Source organism: Herbaspirillum autotrophicum (assembly GCF_001189915.1).
GTDB classification, from domain to species: domain Bacteria; phylum Pseudomonadota; class Gammaproteobacteria; order Burkholderiales; family Burkholderiaceae_D; genus Herbaspirillum; species Herbaspirillum autotrophicum.
This window is the reverse complement of record NZ_LFLS01000039.1, coordinates 1-16,779: the sequence shown is the minus strand read 5'-3', so window position 1 is coordinate 16,779 and position 16,779 is coordinate 1. Positions and strand designations below refer to the sequence as shown.

General features: G+C 60.2%; 14 protein-coding genes. 12 read left to right on the top strand and 2 right to left on the bottom strand.

The genetic code is table 11. The features are described 5' to 3' along the window. Positions 1-23: 23 nt before the first annotated feature. A complete protein-coding gene (locus tag AKL27_RS23180) occupies positions 24-686 on the bottom strand; it encodes a TetR/AcrR family transcriptional regulator (protein WP_050465248.1) in 663 nt (220 codons plus the stop codon). Positions 687-722: 36 nt separating this feature from the next. Further along, on the bottom strand, positions 723-2,126 hold the full coding sequence (locus AKL27_RS23175; protein WP_332308362.1) for an aminotransferase-like domain-containing protein: 1,404 nt from the start codon (positions 2,124-2,126) through the stop codon (positions 723-725). A 314-nt stretch (positions 2,127-2,440) separates the two neighbouring features. On the opposite strand from AKL27_RS23175, the gene AKL27_RS23170 reads away from it, so the two are divergent. The 12 genes from AKL27_RS23170 to AKL27_RS23115 all read left to right on the top strand — a co-directional run bounded on the left by AKL27_RS23170 (position 2,441) and on the right by AKL27_RS23115 (position 16,705). Then, positions 2,441-3,748 carry an aspartate aminotransferase family protein gene (locus AKL27_RS23170; RefSeq protein WP_050465246.1) on the top strand — a complete coding sequence of 436 codons (1,308 nt, stop codon included), beginning with the start codon at positions 2,441-2,443 and terminating at the stop codon, positions 3,746-3,748. A gap of 110 nt (positions 3,749-3,858) precedes the next feature. Further along, on the top strand, positions 3,859-5,361 hold the full coding sequence (locus tag AKL27_RS23165; RefSeq protein ID WP_050465245.1) for a CoA-acylating methylmalonate-semialdehyde dehydrogenase: 1,503 nt from the start codon (positions 3,859-3,861) through the stop codon (positions 5,359-5,361). Positions 5,362-5,584: 223 nt separating this feature from the next. After that, a complete protein-coding gene (locus AKL27_RS23160) occupies positions 5,585-7,075 on the top strand; it encodes an NCS1 family nucleobase:cation symporter-1 (protein ID WP_050465244.1) in 1,491 nt (496 codons plus the stop codon). A gap of 76 nt (positions 7,076-7,151) precedes the next feature. Continuing rightward, positions 7,152-8,591, top strand: coding sequence for a dihydropyrimidinase (gene hydA / locus AKL27_RS23155; protein WP_050465243.1), 1,440 nt, complete (start codon positions 7,152-7,154; stop codon positions 8,589-8,591). A 127-nt stretch (positions 8,592-8,718) separates the two neighbouring features. After that, positions 8,719-9,876, top strand: a complete 1,158-nt coding sequence (gene cofG / locus AKL27_RS23150) for a 7,8-didemethyl-8-hydroxy-5-deazariboflavin synthase CofG (RefSeq protein WP_050465242.1) — start codon at positions 8,719-8,721, stop codon at positions 9,874-9,876. After that, complete coding sequence (gene cofH / locus AKL27_RS23145; protein WP_050465241.1) at positions 9,873-11,186, top strand: 5-amino-6-(D-ribitylamino)uracil--L-tyrosine 4-hydroxyphenyl transferase CofH; 1,314 nt, start codon at positions 9,873-9,875, stop codon at positions 11,184-11,186. The genes cofG and cofH overlap by 4 nt, the downstream gene beginning before the upstream one ends. Next, positions 11,179-12,198, top strand: a complete 1,020-nt coding sequence (gene cofD / locus AKL27_RS23140; protein WP_198156064.1) for a 2-phospho-L-lactate transferase — start codon at positions 11,179-11,181, stop codon at positions 12,196-12,198. The genes cofH and cofD overlap by 8 nt, the downstream gene beginning before the upstream one ends. Next, positions 12,195-12,851 (top strand): 2-phospho-L-lactate guanylyltransferase, encoded by a 657-nt coding sequence (gene cofC, locus AKL27_RS23135; protein WP_198156063.1) that lies wholly within the window; start codon positions 12,195-12,197, stop codon positions 12,849-12,851. Before cofD ends, cofC begins: the two co-directional genes overlap by 4 nt. After that, a complete protein-coding gene (gene cofE, locus AKL27_RS23130; protein ID WP_050465238.1) occupies positions 12,848-13,630 on the top strand; it encodes a coenzyme F420-0:L-glutamate ligase in 783 nt (260 codons plus the stop codon). Before cofC ends, cofE begins: the two co-directional genes overlap by 4 nt. Beyond that, positions 13,627-14,301 carry an NADPH-dependent F420 reductase gene (gene npdG / locus AKL27_RS23125; RefSeq protein WP_050465237.1) on the top strand — a complete coding sequence of 225 codons (675 nt, stop codon included), beginning with the start codon at positions 13,627-13,629 and terminating at the stop codon, positions 14,299-14,301. Before cofE ends, npdG begins: the two co-directional genes overlap by 4 nt. 89 nt (positions 14,302-14,390) lie before the next feature. Then, positions 14,391-15,392: a TIGR03842 family LLM class F420-dependent oxidoreductase gene (locus AKL27_RS23120; RefSeq protein ID WP_050465236.1), complete on the top strand. Its 1,002-nt coding sequence runs from the start codon at positions 14,391-14,393 to the stop codon at positions 15,390-15,392. A gap of 77 nt (positions 15,393-15,469) precedes the next feature. Next, the gene (locus tag AKL27_RS23115; protein ID WP_050465235.1) at positions 15,470-16,705 is read left to right on the top strand and encodes a Zn-dependent hydrolase; all 1,236 of its coding nucleotides are present in this window, start codon (positions 15,470-15,472) and stop codon (positions 16,703-16,705) included. Positions 16,706-16,779: the final 74 nt, after the last annotated feature.

Sequence of the window (16,779 nt, the reverse complement as noted above, 5' to 3'; positions counted from 1 at the left end):
TCCGGTATCTGCCCGGACCAACATCAGGGCAAGATGCGAATTCCCGCCAGCACCATATCGCAAATCAATTTTTCAGCCGCTTCAAAATCCTTGCGCGTCAGTGCGCGCTGGTTCAATACCAGCACCATTTGCGACGCTGAATCCGCATACGCCTGGGTCATCGCCCAGATCGCAAACAGCAGATGGGTGGCATTGATCGTCGCGATTTTCCCCTCCGCCATCCATTGTTCGAAGATTTCGATATCCTTGCGCAATACCGGCACCACCTTGGCGCGAATTTCTGCGCTGTACATGTGGGCACCGGAAATCACTTCCATGCCATAGACCCGTGAACCCCACGGCCGCTCGCGTGAAAAGCGCAGCTTGGCTTCGATATAGGAGCGCAACGCGTCTTCCGGTTGCAGCGCCGGATCGGCCAATACCGTCATGCGTTCCAGCCAGGAGTCGAGCACGTCATCGAGTACCCGTTTGTACAAGATCTGCTTGGAGGGAAAGTAGTACAGCAGATTCTGTTTCGACAGGCCGACGTTTTCGGCAATCGCGGCAATCGACGTCCCTTCGTATCCGCATTCTGCAAATACACGTTCTGCCTGGGCAACGATATCCGCTTCCAGATTGTCGCGATTGATTTCGCGACGGCTGGAAACGTGGGTCAAGCTCAAATTGTTTTTTTGCGTAGCAGGCATGGTTTTTCTCTTGAAGGCAAAGTGCTGATGATGTGGCTATTGTTGTAATGTACCCGCAGTGATCAGTCTTTCGCTGATGTTGCGTAAAAAATCGGATAACAGTGGTGAATCGGAATAGGCGACGTTGAAACGAAACCAGATGGAATCGGTATTGGTGATGGTGAAAAATTCATCGGGCGCGAGCAGGATGTCGGATTGCAGCGCCAGATCAGCGATGCTCTTGCCACAACATTCGGCATTCGGAGTCTGCTGCCAGCCGGCACTCACAAACATGCCGCCGCGCGGTTTGGCCAACGGGGTCAGGCCCAGATCACCGAGATTGCTCAGGGTTCTTTCGCGGGCGGCATCGAGCCGGATTTTCAGGCGTTCCAGCATGCGCCGGTAACTGCCGCAGGTGAGCGCATGGTAAGCCGCGCGTTCGTTGATTTCAGAGGTGGTGAGTCCGGCCAGCATCTTGACTCTGGCAATTTCCGGCATCAGTGACGTCGAGGCCGAAATGGAGCCGACGCGCAGCGCCGGCGACAGTGTCTTGGAAAAACTGCCGACCCGGATCACGCGCCGCAAACCATCCATCGCCGCCAGCGACGGATCGGAACCGGCCGCCAGTTCGCGATAGATGTCATCTTCCACAATCCAGAAATCGAATTGCTCGGCAATCGCCAGCAAGCGATGCGTCTGTGCATGCGTGAGGGAAGTGCCGAGCGGATTTTGCAGCACCGTGTTGACGAACATCAGCTTGGGTTTGTCGGTCGCCGCATGTGCTTGCAAGACCTCGAAGTCGAGACCCTGTTCGCCGCGCGGAATGCCGACCGGGATACAGGCGTGGTGCCGGATCAGCGCCACCAGATTGCCATAGCCGGGATCTTCGACGAACACGCAATCACCGGGTTTGGTCAGCGTGCGCAAGATCAGATCGAACGCGTGAGTGGCACCATGCGTCAACAGAATCTGATTCGGTTCTACCGCAAACAGATCTTCACTCAGGGTACTGGCAAGATGCTGGCACAGTGCGGGGAAGCCGCGTGCATGGCCATAGCCGCGCAAGCGACTGGACGGCATGCGCATGGCTTGGCGGACCGCGTCGAGAATGGTGGCTTCGCCATACCATTCGGGCGGCAGCCAGCCGGTGCCCACCGGCAAGGATTCCGACATGCCACTGTACAGGTCGGGGGTGAGGGTATCGATTTCCGTCAGCGGCAGGGCATGGCTGCCGATCTGTGCTGGCAACGGTTTGGGCGATTCGGTGCGCGCCACGAAATAGCCGGAGCTGCGGCGCGACGACAAGACTCCGTGCGTGATCAGGCGATCATAGGCTTCGACCACAGTGAAGGTGCTGACGCAATACCACTTGGCAAACTGTCTGACGGACGGCATTTTGGTGCCGACCCGCAGCTTTTTCTCGCTCACCATGTCGGTGACCGCCGCTACAATTTGTTCCACCAGCCCACCTCGTTTGCTGCGATCAATCTTCAGATCGGGCCACGGTCGGGGTAAATCTGTGCAGTGCAATATCGTTGCTGCCTTGGCTGTCTCGCCCATTACGTGTCTCCTTTTTGCTGCATCGAACAGAACTGTTCTGTTTCAGCTACCACTACGGTTGGATTTTTTTTATGTGTCTGTGTATGTCTCGGCAGGTACAGTGCCGCATACCATTGCACCATATTTTTACCAAAGGGTAAATATTTTTCCCTGATGGTAAATAAAAATGCAATGCCCGCAGCAGTGATCCACAGCACACCTTACGGAGACTTTCTATGCAATCGAACAACATGGCTTCTTACTGGATGCCGTTCACCGCCAACCGCGATTTCAAGGCGCAGCCGCGCATGCTGGTATCGGCCGAAGGCATGTATTACCGCGATGACGCCGGCCATGCCGTGCTCGACGGTACCGCCGGTTTGTGGTGTGTGCCGCTGGGACATGCGCAGCCGAAGATTGTCGATGCGGTACAGAAAATGGTCGCCAAACTCGACTACGCACCATCGTTCCAGATCGGCCATCCGGCGGCATTCGAATTGGCCGAGCGACTGAAAAAATTCACCGGCAATCGCTTCAGCCAGGTGTTCTATACCAACTCCGGTTCGGAAGCGGTGGACACCGCATTGAAGATGGCGCTGGCGTATCACCGGGCCCGTGGCGATGCCTCGCGGGTACGTCTGATCGGCCGGGAACGCGGTTATCACGGCGTCGGTTTCGGCGGCATTTCGGTGGGCGGCATCGCCGGCAATCGCAAACATTTCGGTTTGCTGCTCAACGGCGTGGATCATTTGCCGCACACCCATCATCCGGAGCACAACGCCTTCACTCGCGATCAACCTGAGTGGGGCGCCCATCTGGCCGATGAGCTGGAACGCATCGTCGCGCTGCATGATGCCTCCACCATTGCCGCCGTGATCGTCGAACCGGTAGCCGGTTCCACCGGTGTGCTGGTACCGCCCAAGGGGTATCTGAAACGCTTGCGCGAACTGTGCACCAAGCACGGCATTCTGTTGATTTTCGATGAAGTGATTACCGGCTTCGGTCGCCTCACTACGCCCTTTGCATTTGATTATTTTGATGTCGAGCCGGACATGGTCACGACTGCCAAGGGGCTCACCAACGGCGTGGTGCCGATGGGCGCGGTGTTCGTCAAGCAAGCGATCCACGATGCCTTCATGCAAGGGCCGGACGGCATTGAACTGTTCCACGGCTATACCTATTCAGGCCATCCGCTGGCGTGCGCTGCCGGTCTTGCTTCACTGGATATTTTCGAACAGGACGGGGTACTGGAGCATGCGCGCAGCATGGCGTCTTACTGGGCCGACGCGGTGCATTCGCTCAAAGGCTTGCCGCACGTGCTCGACATCCGCAGCATCGGCATCATCGCCGGCATCGAACTGGCATCGATTCCCGGCAAGCCCGGCGCCCGTGCCTACAAGGCATTCAAGCAAGCGTTTGCCGACGGCATCCTGATTCGCATCACCGGCGACATCATTGCCTTGTCGCCACCGCTGACGCTGGAAAAGAAACACATCGATGAGTTGATCGGCAAACTGGCGACCATCCTGAAAGCGCTGGATTGAATCGGCATTACCTTTCCCGGCGCAGCTTTGAAGAGCAGCGCCACTCTGGTCCGCAAGCGGACTTCACGACATCGTCACTGACCTGGTCAATGACAGCAACAGGATAAAAAATGAGCAAACTGGACATCATTACCCATTTCATCAATGGCGAACGCAGCGATACCCAAAGCGGCCGTTACGCCGACGTGTTCAATCCGGCGCTGGGTGTGCCGGTGGCGCGCGTGGCGCTGGGCACCACGGCGGAAGTCAACGCCGCCGTGGCGGCGGCCGCCGCCGCCTTTCCGGCCTGGTCGAATACGCCGCCGCTGACCCGCGCCCGGGTCTTGTTCCGTTATCTGCAACTGGTGCAGCAACATGCCGACGAATTCGCCACCATGCTCACCCGCGAGCACGGCAAGACATTTTCCGATGCCCAAGGCGAGGTGGCGCGCGGTATTGAAGTGATCGAATATGCGGTCGGCATTCCGCAATTGCTCAAGGGTGAATTCACCGACCAGATCGCCCGTGGCATCGATGCCTGGTCGATGCGCCAGCCGCTCGGCGTGGTGGCCGGCATTACGCCGTTCAATTTCCCGGTGATGGTGCCGATGTGGATGTTCCCGATTGCGCTGGCGTGCGGTAATACCTTTGTCTTGAAACCATCCGAGCGCGATCCGTCGCCATCGTTGTTGCACGCGGAATTGCTCAAGCAGGCCGGCTTGCCGAACGGCGTATTCAACGTGGTGCAAGGCGACAAGGAAACCGTCGAAGCCTTGCTCGACAATCCATCGGTGCAAGCCATCAGCTTTGTCGGTTCTACGCCGATTGCCGAATACATCTATGCCCGTGGCTGTGCCAATGGCAAGCGCGTGCAGGCACTGGGCGGCGCCAAGAATCACATGGTGGTGATGCCGGATGCCGATATGCAGCAGGCGGTGGATGCCTTGATCGGCGCCGCCTACGGTTCCGCCGGTGAGCGCTGCATGGCGATTTCGGTGGCGGTGGCGGTCGGCGATGCCGGCGACAAACTGATTGCCGCGCTGGCCGAGCGCACCCGCGCCCTGAAGGTCAAGGATGGCATGGACAAGGATGCCGAGATGGGGCCGGTGGTCACCGCTGCCGCCAAGCAACGCATCGAAAGCCTGATCGGGCAGGGCGTCAAGGAAGGCGCAACGCTGGTGGTGGATGGCCGCGATTGCAAAGTGAAGGGACGCGAAAACGGTTTCTTCGTCGGCGGCACCTTGTTCGATCACGTGACGCCGGAAATGTCGATCTACAAGGAAGAAATTTTCGGTCCGGTGCTGTGCGTATTGCGGGCACCGGATATTGCCAGCGCGGTCGATCTGATCAATCGCCACGAATACGGCAACGGCGTCGCGGTATTCACGCGTGACGGCGGCGTGGCGCGGGAGTTCGTGCGCCAGATTCAAGTCGGCATGGTCGGGGTCAACGTGCCGTTGCCGGTGCCGATGGCGTTCAACAGTTTCGGCGGCTGGAAACGCAGCATGTTTGGCGACCATCATGTCTACGGTCCGGAAGGCGTGCGCTTCTATACGCGCCACAAGGCGGTCATGCAACGCTGGCCGAATACCGCCAGCGCCGGCGTCGAGTTCGCTTTCCCGCAAATGAAGTGAGCGGCGACGTGGCAAGTCATCACGACATGACTTGCCACGATGAAAAAAACGAGGGAGGACATTTTTGCAGTCCGACAGATACAAGGTTCGTCCGCAAGCCATGAATGGCAAGACCGAGCAGGGCATTTGCGCAGTGTGTCTGAGACGGGTAGTTGATCCAGGCGAGCCGTAGTGCCGAATAAAAAAACAAGTTGCTATCGACAACATTAAATGGAGACAAACCGTGAAACAGAATCTATCCGGCAGCAATGGTCTGTGGAATGAAGACCTGGCGCCGACTACCGCGAGCCAGCGCACCTGGCGCTGGTATCACTTCGCATCGCTGTGGGTTGGCATGGTCATGTGCATCCCGGCCTATACCCTGGCCGCCAGCCTGATCGAAGCCGGCATGTCGGGCAACCAGGCGGTCATGACCGTGTTCCTCGCCAATGCCATCGTGTTGTTGCCGATGCTGCTGATCGGTCATGCCGGCACCAAGTACGGCATTCCCTATGCGGTACTGGCGCGGGCCTCGTTCGGCACCGCCGGCGCCCGTTTGCCGGCATTGATGCGGGCGATTGTGGCCTGTGGCTGGTACGGCATCCAGACCTGGTTCGGCGGTCAGATGATCTATACCCTGACCGGCGTGCTGATCGGCCATCCGCTCGGCGGCGACAAGATTGCCGGACTCGGCATCAATGGCGCGCAATTCATTTGCTTTCTGATTTTCTGGGCGATCCAGTTCTGGTACATCGTGCATGGCATGGAATCGATCCGCAAACTGGAAACCTATACCGCGCCACTCAAGATCGTCATCTGTTTCGTGTTGCTGTGGTGGGTCTACAAGACCGCCGGCGGTTTTGGCCCGCTGCTGGATCAGCCATCGCAATTCGTTGAAGGCGGCAAAAAGGCGGGGCAGTTCTGGAACAATTTCTGGCCATCGCTGACTGCCATGGTCGGGTTCTGGGCCACGCTGGCGCTGAATATTCCCGACTTCACCCGCTTCGCCAAATCGCAACGCGATCAAGTCATTGGCCAGACCGTGGGTTTGCCGGTGCCGATGGGTTTGCTGGCGATGCTGGCCGTGATCGTGACGTCGGCATCGGTGGTGTTGTACGGACAAGCGATCTGGGATCCGGTCGATCTGGCCAGCCGCATGACCGGCGCCGCCGTGCTGATTGCGCTGATCATCTTGCTGATCGATACCGCCAGCGTCAATCTGGCTGCCAATCTGGTCGGACCGGCCTATGACTTTTCGGCGCTCAGTCCCAAGCATATTTCCTACAAGACCGGTGGTTACTTCACGGCCTTCCTGGCGATCGTGATGATGCCGTGGAAAATCCTGGAATCGACCCAAGGCTACATCTTTACCTGGCTGATCGGCTATTCGGCCTTGCTCGGCCCCATCGCCGGCATCCTGATCGTTGATTACTACTTCATCCGCAAGACCCGGCTCGATGTCGACCAACTGTACAAGGAAGACGGCAAGTATTCCTACGGCAATGGCTGGAACATGGCCGCGATCCTGGCCTTCGTGATCGGCGTGCTGCCGAATATTCCAGGTTTTTTGAATGCGGCATTTCCTGCTTCATTCCCTGAAGTCGGGGAAGGTTTCAAGACCATTTATACCTACGCCTGGTTTGTCGGCGTGGTGATCTCGGGGCTGGTCTATGGCGTCATGATGAACAGCAAAAAGGAAGTGGCGTTGCCGGGTTTGTCGACGCCGCAGCGTTGAGTCGTGTTTGGCCCAAGCAGGGCGGCTGCAATTGCCATTGCAGTCGCGCACAGATTTTGTCAGTGAGGAGAACAGAATGCGTATCGTGATTCGTGGCGGGACCGTCGTCAATGCCGACCGGGAGTTTCGCGCCGATGTCTTGTGCGAAGGCGGCAAGATCGTCGCCGTCGGCGAGCGGCTGGAAGTGCCGGCCCAGACAGAAGTGATTGATGCCGGCGGCCAGTATGTGATGCCGGGCGGGATTGACCCGCACACCCATATGCAATTGCCGTTCATGGGCACGGTCACGGCCGATGATTTCTTTACCGGCACCGCAGCCGGTCTGGCCGGCGGCACCACCACGATCATGGATTTCGTGATTCCCAATCCGCAACAGTCGCTGATGGAGGCGTATCAGACCTGGCGCGGCTGGGCAGAAAAGTCAGCCGGCGATTACACCTTTCACGTTGCGGTGACCTGGTGGGATCAGTCGGTGCATGACGATATGGAAACGCTGGTGAAAAAACATGGCGTCAACAGCTTCAAGCACTTCATGGCCTACAAGAACGCCATCATGGCCGATGATGAAATTCTGGTGAAGAGTTTCCGGCGCGCGCTGGAACTGGGCGCGATTCCCACTGTGCATGCCGAAAACGGCGAACTGGTATTCCAATTGCAGCAAGCCTTGCTGCAACAGGGCATGACCGGACCCGAAGCACATCCGTTGTCGCGGCCGCCGATGGTAGAGGCGGAAGCCGCCAACCGGGCGATTGCGATTGCCAATGTGCTCAACACGCCGCTGTATATCGTGCACGTGTCCTGTGCCGAATCGCTGGAAATCATCACGCGTGCCCGCGCCCGCGGTCAGCGGGTGTTCGGCGAAGTGCTGGCCGGGCATCTGGTGGTGGATGAAAGCGTCTACCGCCATCCCGATTTCGACGTTGCCGCCGGCCACGTCATGAGTCCGCCATTCCGCGCCAAAGAACATCAGCAGGCACTGTGGCAAGGTCTGCAAAGCGGCAACCTGCATACCACCGCGACCGATCACTGCACTTTTTGCGCCGAGCAGAAAGCCGGCGGTCGCAATGACTTCACCAAAATTCCCAATGGTTGCGGCGGCGTCGAAGACCGCATGGCGGCAATCTGGGATGGCGGCGTCAACAGCGGCAAGCTGACGCCTTCCGAATTCGTGCGTATTACCTCAACCAACGCCGCGCAGATCTTCAATATGTATCCGCGCAAGGGCGCGGTGGCGGTGGGCGCCGATGCCGATCTGGTGGTGTGGGACCCGCAGGGCACCCGCACCGTTTCAGCCAAGACGCAATTCGCCAAAGGTGGTTTCAATGTACTCGAAGGCCGCACCGTCAAAGGCATCCCCAGCCATACCGTGAGCGGCGGCAAGCTGGTGTTTTGTCGCGGCGACTTGCGCGCGGTGCGCGGCGCCGGCCGCCATATCGAGCGTCCGGCTTTTTCGCCGATGTTCGACGCGCTCAACACCCTGCGCGAGAACGCAGCCCCGGTCAAGGTGACGCGATGACAGCACGCTGAACCCGCCCCCGCCCGGGCCGTTCACACACAGCGCCGGCGCTTGATCCCAGTTGATTGCAGACAGCCCCCGCCAGAGGGGCCGGGGAAGCTTTTACCTTAAAACAGGAGATACCAGTATGTTGCTCAGATCCGATTTTCTCGACATGGAGCACGCCGACGCCGCCGGCATGGCGCGTCTGATGGCGGTAGCCCGCGATATCCGGAGCCGCGCCTGGGGCGATATCGTCACCTATTCGCGCAAGGTATTCATCCCGTTGACCAATCTGTGCCGTGACCAGTGTGGTTACTGCACCTTTGCCAAACAGCCCGGTACGCCCGGCGCCGGTTATCTGACGCCGGAGCAGGTGATGGCGATTGCCCATGAAGGCCAGCGGCTGGGCTGCAAGGAAGCCTTGTTTTCGCTCGGCGAGAAGCCGGAGCTGCGCTATCCCGAAGCGCGCGCCATGCTGGACCGGCTCGGTTACGCCAGCACCATGGATTACGTGATCGCCATGAGCGAGCGGGTATTGCGCGAAACCACACTGATCCCGCACGTCAATGCCGGCACCCTGAACCTGAATGAAGTACGCCAGCTCAAGGCGGTGTCCGGCAGTGTCGGCCTGATGCTGGAAAACATCAGTCGCCGGCTGGTGGGGCGCGGCATGCCGCACTATGCCTGCCCCGATAAAGTGCCGGTGCAGCGGCTGCGCACCTTGCACATGGCGGGTGTCGAAAAGATCGCCACCACTACCGGCATCCTGATCGGTATCGGCGAAACCTGGGCCGAGCGTGTCGACAGTCTGCTGGCGATTGCCGAGACCCATCGCGAATACGGCCATATCCAGGAAGTGATCGTGCAGAACTTCCGCGCCAAGCCGGGCACGCTGATGGCGAGCTGGCAAGAGCCGGGTATGGACGACATGCTGCGCACGCTGACCCTGGCGCGACTTCTGCTGCCGGCCGATATTTCACTGCAAGCACCTCCCAATCTGGCCGATGCCTTCGAGCGTTATCTCGATGCCGGCATCAATGACTGGGGCGGCATCTCGCCGCTGACGGCCGACCACATCAACCCGGAGCGCGCGTGGCCGGCGATCAACGAAGTGGCGCGCCGCACCGCCAGGCAGGGCTTGCAACTGCAAGAGCGCCTGACCACCTATCCGCGCTATCTGAACGCGCCCGAATTTCTGGACCCGGCGCCCCATGCCGCATTGCAAGCGCAGGCACGGGCCGACGGTCTGGCCGCGCAGCAATACCTGGCTGCTACTGTCATTAATGAGGAGTGCACAGCATGAATACCTCTGATCGCGAATTGATCGTCCGTCTCAAGGATGCCCCGGGACGCCACGGTTTGCCGCAAGCCTTGCTGCAAGCCTCGCCGGTGATCCGGCGGATTCTCGAAGGCCATCTGGCCGGACAGGAAATCAGCCGCGCCGACGGCGAAATATTGTTCAGTGCTGCCGGACCGGATTTGATGGCCTTGCTGGCGACCGCCGATTTCGTGCGCCATCAGCGTGTCGGCGACAAGGTCAGCTTTGTCGTCACGCGCAATATCAATTTCACCAACGTTTGTTATATGGGATGCCGCTTCTGCGGCTTCTCGCGCAAGCGTGAAGACGACGATGCCCAGCTCATCAGTCTGAATGAAGTGGCGCATCGCGCTGAAGTCGCCAGCCAGCGCGGCGCGACCGAAATCTGCATGCAGGGCGGACTGCATCCCGATATCAAGGGCACCCATTATCGCGACCTGATCGAGGCCATCAAGGCACGGGTGCCGGAAATGCACATCCATGCCTTTTCGCCGTTTGAAATCTGGTACGGATCGAAGAAGCGTCGCCTGTCACCGGCCGATTTTCTCAGCGAACTGAAGCAGGCTGGTTTGGGGTCGATTCCCGGTACCGCGGCAGAGATTCTGGATACCGAGATTCGCCAGCAACTGACGCGCGACAAATTGTCGGCCCAGGCCTGGGTCGATATCATTCGCGCCGCGCACGGTGTCGGCCTGCGCAGTACCTCGACCATCATGTACGGCCATATCGACGGCCCGCGCCATTGGGCCGCGCATATCGACTTGCTGCGCACGATTCAAAAAGACACCGGCGGCATTACCGAATTCGTGCCGCTCGGCTTTGTACACAGCGAAGCGCCGTTGTTTGTTGAACGCGAAATTCCCGGGGTACGTGCCGGTGCCACGCTCGACGAACATCTGAAAATGCATGCCGTGGCGCGCCTGATGCTGGCCGGCTGGATCGACAACATTCAAGTGTCGTGGGTCAAGCTGGGGCCGGAAGTGGCACAGATTCTGTTGTCGTCCGGCGTCAACGACATGGGCGGCACCCTGATGGATGAATCGATTTCGCGTTCTTCCGGGGCCAGCTATGGCGAAGAAATCACGGCAGCGGAAATGGTCAAGATCATCCGCGATGCCAATCGCCTGCCGGTACGCCGCAGCACCTTGTACGTACCACTCGAAACCTACGCCGATCACGACCCGCAAGCGCAAGCGCCGCTCAAGCCGCGCCCCTATGATCCGATTCGGTTCATCAGCCAGCGCAGCATGGCGCATGGCCGCACCACTGCAATCGGGGAGCTGGCACATGGCTGATACCACATCAACTTGCATGACGGCCATGCCGCAACGGGTGGTACTGCTGGCGGGCGGCGTCGGCGGTGCGCGCATGGCGCTGGGACTGCAGGCAGCATTGCCGGCCGGGGCGTTGACAGTCGTGGCCAATGTCGGCGACGACGAACGGTTTTACGGGTTGCAGGTATGTCCGGATCTGGATACCTTGCTGTACACCTTGTCCGGTCGCGTCAGCCGCAGTCAGGGCTGGGGCGTGGAAGGCGACACCACGCAGGTATTGCAGACACTGGCCGGTCTCGGCGCGCCGGACTGGATGATGCTGGGCGATGCCGATTTCGCTTTGCACATCTATCGTTCATGGCAACTGGGGCAGGGCCGGCGGCTGACGGCGATCATGGCCGAGGCCGCGCAGCGCATGGGACTGGGCGCGCAATTGTTGCCGGTAACGGATACGCCGGTGCCGACCGAGGTTGCCACGGCGCAGGGCTGGCTGTCGTTTCAGCAATGGTTCGTGCGTCAGCGCGCTGAACCGCAGGTCTGCGGTTTGCGCTATCGCGGTGCGACCGCGGCAGTGATCACGCCGGAAGTGCAACGCGCGATAGCCGCTGCCGATCTGATCGTGATTGCACCGTCCAATCCGCTGTTATCGATTGAACCGATGCTGGCCCTGTCGTCGTTGCGTAGCGCGCTGGCCGCCTCCCGCGCGCCTTGCGTGGCAGTGTCGCCGCTGATCAATGGCAAGGCGATCAAGGGTCCGCTGGCGCGCATGTTGAGCGATCTCAAGATGAGCGGCGGCAATGCCGGAATCGCCAAACGCTATCAGGGCGTGATTGATGCGCTGGTGATCGACGCCAGCGATGCCGCCGATGCCGATGCCTTGCGCGCGCAAGGGCTGGCAGTGCTGGCCTGCGACACCATGATTCCAGATCAGGCCCGTTCGCTGGCGCTGACCGAGCGCCTCCTGCAATGGCTGCCGACCTGGCGCAATGCGGCACCGACGTCGGCGCCGCTGCTGAACAAGGAGTGCGCATGAAAACCCTGATCGCGATTCCCATGAAGGATTTGCCGCATGCCAAATCACGGCTGTCGCCGGTGCTCGATGCGGCGCAACGGCAACGCATCGTGTTTGATCTGTTTCAGCGCACGCTGCAATTTTTCAACAGCCATTTCCCGGCGTGTGACGTCGCGGTAGTCACGTCGTCTGCAGCGATTGCGGTGCGTGCCCGCGCCGCCGGTGCCCGGGTCTTGCACGAGCTGGCCGATGCCGGCCTGAATGCCGCCGCCACGGTGGCTGCCGACTGGGCCATGGCGCATGACTATCAGCGGCTGATTGTGGTGCCGGCCGATATCCCGGTGTTGTTGCGGGCCGAAGTCGACAGTTTGCTGCACCTGGCGCAGCGCTGCCAGATGGTGATTGCCGAAGCCCGCGATGGCGGCACCAACATGCTGCTGCTGTCGCCGCCGCAAGCGATTGTCTTTCAGTACGGCATCGACTCGGCGCGCAAGCACGAACAATACGCGATGGCGCATGGCATGACGGTGCAGCGCTGTTATTTGCCGTTCATCGGCCATGATCTCGATACCCCGGCCGATTTGCTGGTGTTGTCGCAGACGCTGGCTGCCAATGCGGCACTCGCGGCCGGCCAGTCCACCGGCCAGCGGCATGCCAGCGGAGCATTGCCATGAAACAGGCCACCCCAACCGCAATGCGCATGTTCGCGTTGCCCGGCATTCCCGAGGTGCATGCCGGTGACGATCTGGCGGCGCTGATTGTCGACGCCATGCAGGCCGGCGGCGAGCGCTGGCAAGCGGGCGATATTGTGGTCATCGCACAAAAAGTCGTCTCCAAGGCCGAAGGCCGCACCCGGCATCTGCGCGATATCGAAGCCGGCCCCAAGGCACGCGAAATTGCGGCTGCCAGCGGCAAGGATGCGCGCAAGGTGCAGGCGATTCTGGATGAGTCGAGCGACGTGATCCGGGTCGCCGCGTTTGCTCCCGACGGCCTGGTGATCACCCGCCACCGCGATGGCTGGGTGTGTGCCAATGCCGCCATCGATGAATCCAATGTCGGCGCCGACGGCGTCCTGCTGTTGCTGCCGGAAAACGCCGACGCCAGCGCCCGTCGCATCGCCGAAGTGCTGCGGCGCGATGCCGGTTTCACGCTTGGCGTGATCATCACCGATACCTTCGGCCGCCCGTGGCGGCGCGGACTGGTGAATATCGCCATCGGCGTCGCCAATGTACCGACCGTGGTCAGTTGGGTCGGACAGGCCGATGCCTATGGCCGCAGCCTGCGCATTTCCGAACCGGCCTTTGCCGATGAAATTTCCGCCGCCACCGGCCTGCTCATGGGCAAGGACAGCGGCACCCCGGTAGTTGTAGTACGCGGCCTGGCGTGGGAAGCAGATGCCCTCGCCAATGCCAAACAGTTTGTTCGACCTGTCAAGGAGGATTTGTTTTTATGAAGATCGCAATTTTGGGCGGAACCGGCCCGCAAGGGCAAGGACTGGCACTGCGTTTTGCGCAGGCAGGAGTGCCGGTCGCATTGGGTTCACGGGACCGCGCACGCGGCGTTGACATTGCAGCGGAGCTGAACCGGAAGCTGGCCGGCCATGTCGGTGCAGCGCATATCGATGGCTGCGAAAACATCGAGGCGGTGCAGGCGGCCGATGAAATCGTGATGCTGGCCGTCCCGTATTCCGGCCACGATGCCGCATTGCAGGCGCTCAAGCCGCATCTGGGCGGCAAGATTCTGGTCGATCTGGTGGTGCCGCTGGCGCCAAACAATCCGAAAGCGGTGGCCATGCCGCCGCAGGGTTCGGCCACCGAAGCAGCGCAAGACTTGCTCGGGGAAGACATCGCGGTAGTCGGCGCCTTGCACAACGTCTCGGCGGCCACGCTCAATCATCTGGAACAGCGCATCAATTGCGACATCCTGGTGTGCGGCAACCAGCAAGAGGCAGCCGACAAGGTGGCCGAACTGATCACCCGGCTCGGCGTCGCCGCCTATTACTGCGGCCCGGCCAGTGCGGCGCGCTGCATTGAAGCGATCACGCCGATCCTGATCCGTCTCAACATCAGCAAGAAGGTGCCGTTTACCCATGCCGGCATTCGCATCTGGGCCCCCGGCACCTGAACCGGCCGGCGCCATTTTTATCCACTGACGCAAGTTTCATCAATCATTTACGCATCACCTGCACCACCTTAAACAACAGGAGACACATCATGCAATTCGGTATCTGCTTCAAAGGCGTTGTATCCCCCGACCGTGCCCGCGCCCTGGTGCGCCTGGCGGAAAGCCACGGTTTTGAATATTGCTGGTTCTACGACTCGCACATTCTGTGGCGCGAATCGTTCGTGGCCATGGCGATGTGCATGGAACACACCACCAGGATGCGCTTCGCACCGTGCGTGACCAATCCGGATGTGCGCGACTGGTCGCTGGCAGCATCGCTGTACGGCAGCCTGGCAGCGCAATCGAATGGCCGCATCGATATCGGCCTCGGTCGCGGCGACAGCTCGCGCCGGGTGATGGGCAACAAGCCGGCCTCGATGGAACGGCTGGCCGAGTTCACCACCAAGGTCAAAGCCATGGTGCGCGGCGAAGAAGTGACCTATGACAATTGCCCGAATCCGGTCAAGTTTCCCTGGGCTGACGGCTATGAGTTGCCGGTCTGGATTGCCGCTTACGGTCCGCAGGCATTGAAGGTGGCCGGCGAAGTCGGCGATGGCGTGATCTTGCAGATTGCCGAGCCGGGCTTGTGCAAGTGGTTTGCTGATCAGACCCAGGTCGCCGGCAAGGCCGCCGGTCGCGATATGTCCAAATTCAAGGTGCAGGCAGCAGCGCCGGCATTCTTCGGGCCGATGGATGAATGCATTGAAGCCACCAAGTGGTTCCCGGCCATGGTCGGCAATCACGTGGCCGACATCGTCGACAAGTACGGCAAGGATTCCGGTCTGGTGCCCAAGAGCCTGACGTCGTACATCGAAAAACGACGCGGCTATGACTATTCCAAGCACGGTCAGAGCGATAACCCGTTCCTCGACTTCATTACCCCGGATGTGGTTGAGAGCTTCTGCGTGCTCGGCACACCGGAACAGCACATCGAGAAGATCAAGCAACTGAAGGCGGCCGGCGTTACCCAGTACAACATTTATCTGGATAACGGCAATGAAGGCGAAATCATCGAAACCTACGGTGAGAAAGTGATTCCGGCCTTCCGCTAAACCGGCGGCAGTTCTGGAATACGTCCCGGCTGCGGCCGGGACTGCAATGCTGAATGTCAATCAACGAGGAAGCAGCTATGGAAACACTGACAGTGAACGGCGACCGCCTGTGGCAATCGCTGATGACGCTGGCGCAGATCGGCGCCACGCAAAAAGGCGGAGTCAAGCGTCTGGCGCTGACCGATCTGGATAAACAGGGGCGCGACCTGGTGGTGTCATGGGGACGCGATGCCGGCATGCACATCACGGTCGATCAGATCGGCAATATTTTCATGCGACGCCCCGGCACCGATGCCTCGGCCGCGCCGGTGATGTCCGGCAGCCATATCGATACGCAGCCGACCGGCGGCAAGTTCGACGGCAACTACGGCGTGCTGGCGGCGCTGGAAGTGGTGCGCACGCTGAATGACCGCAACATCCGCACCAAGGCGGCGCTGGAAGTGGCGATCTGGACCAATGAAGAAGGCTCGCGCTTCGTGCCGGTGATGATGGGTTCGGGTGTATTTTGCGGCGCCTTCACGCTGGAACATGCCTACGCCGCCAAGGATATCGAGGGAAAAAGCGTGCGCGATGAATTGCAGCGCATCGGTTATCTGGGCGAACAAACGCCGGGCGATCATCCGATCGGCGCTTACTTCGAAGCGCACATCGAGCAGGGACCGGTACTGGAGGATGCCGACAAAGTCATCGGCGTGGTGCCGGCGGTACTCGGCTTGTCCTGGTACGACTGCGAAGTGACCGGCATGGAAGCGCATGCCGGCCCGACGCCGATGCCGCTGCGCAAGGATGCCTTGCAGACCGCCATCAAGATCATGCAAGAAACCGAAAACATTGCCAACCGCTACCAGCCATACGGACGCGGCACGGTTGGCTTCGTCCAGAATTTTCCGAACAGCCGCAATGTGATTCCGGGTTCGGTCAAGTTCAGCATCGATTTGCGCAATGTCAGTGCGGAGCTGCTCAACACCATGCACGACGAGTTGTACCAATTCATCGAAACGGTGCGCAAGTCCAGCGGTTTGCCGATCAGTATCGAACGGGTTTCGCATTATGCGCCGTGTCCGTTTCATCCGGATTGCGTCGATGCGGTGCGGCGCGCTACCGCATCGCTTGGCTACAGCAACATGGATGTGGTGTCCGGTGCCGGTCACGACGCCATCTACGCCGCGCGGCTGGCACCGGCCGGCATGATCTTCGTGCCCTGCAAGGACGGCATCAGTCATAACGAAATCGAAGATGCCAAGGCCGAGCATCTGGAGGCCGGTTGCAATGTCTTGCTGCACGCCATGCTGGAGCGCGCGCAACAGGTGTGAGGGGCCGCAGTAACGCAAGTTGGTGGTGGTAGCAGTAGCAGTAGCAGTGGCAGTGGCAGTGGCAGTGGCAGTGG

Coding starts and splice junctions, on each gene's coding strand:
- AKL27_RS23170 (WP_050465246.1), top strand. CDS start 2,441: ATGCAATCGAACAACATGGCTTCTTACTGGATGCCGTTCACCGCCAAC.
- cofC (WP_198156063.1), top strand. CDS start 12,195: ATGAAAACCCTGATCGCGATTCCCATGAAGGATTTGCCGCATGCCAAA.
- cofH (WP_050465241.1), top strand. CDS start 9,873: ATGAATACCTCTGATCGCGAATTGATCGTCCGTCTCAAGGATGCCCCG.
- cofG (WP_050465242.1), top strand. CDS start 8,719: ATGTTGCTCAGATCCGATTTTCTCGACATGGAGCACGCCGACGCCGCC.
- AKL27_RS23165 (WP_050465245.1), top strand. CDS start 3,859: ATGAGCAAACTGGACATCATTACCCATTTCATCAATGGCGAACGCAGC.
- AKL27_RS23180 (WP_050465248.1), bottom strand. CDS start 686: ATGCCTGCTACGCAAAAAAACAATTTGAGCTTGACCCACGTTTCCAGC.
- AKL27_RS23115 (WP_050465235.1), top strand. CDS start 15,470: ATGGAAACACTGACAGTGAACGGCGACCGCCTGTGGCAATCGCTGATG.
- cofD (WP_198156064.1), top strand. CDS start 11,179: ATGGCTGATACCACATCAACTTGCATGACGGCCATGCCGCAACGGGTG.
- npdG (WP_050465237.1), top strand. CDS start 13,627: ATGAAGATCGCAATTTTGGGCGGAACCGGCCCGCAAGGGCAAGGACTG.
- cofE (WP_050465238.1), top strand. CDS start 12,848: ATGAAACAGGCCACCCCAACCGCAATGCGCATGTTCGCGTTGCCCGGC.
- AKL27_RS23120 (WP_050465236.1), top strand. CDS start 14,391: ATGCAATTCGGTATCTGCTTCAAAGGCGTTGTATCCCCCGACCGTGCC.
- hydA (WP_050465243.1), top strand. CDS start 7,152: ATGCGTATCGTGATTCGTGGCGGGACCGTCGTCAATGCCGACCGGGAG.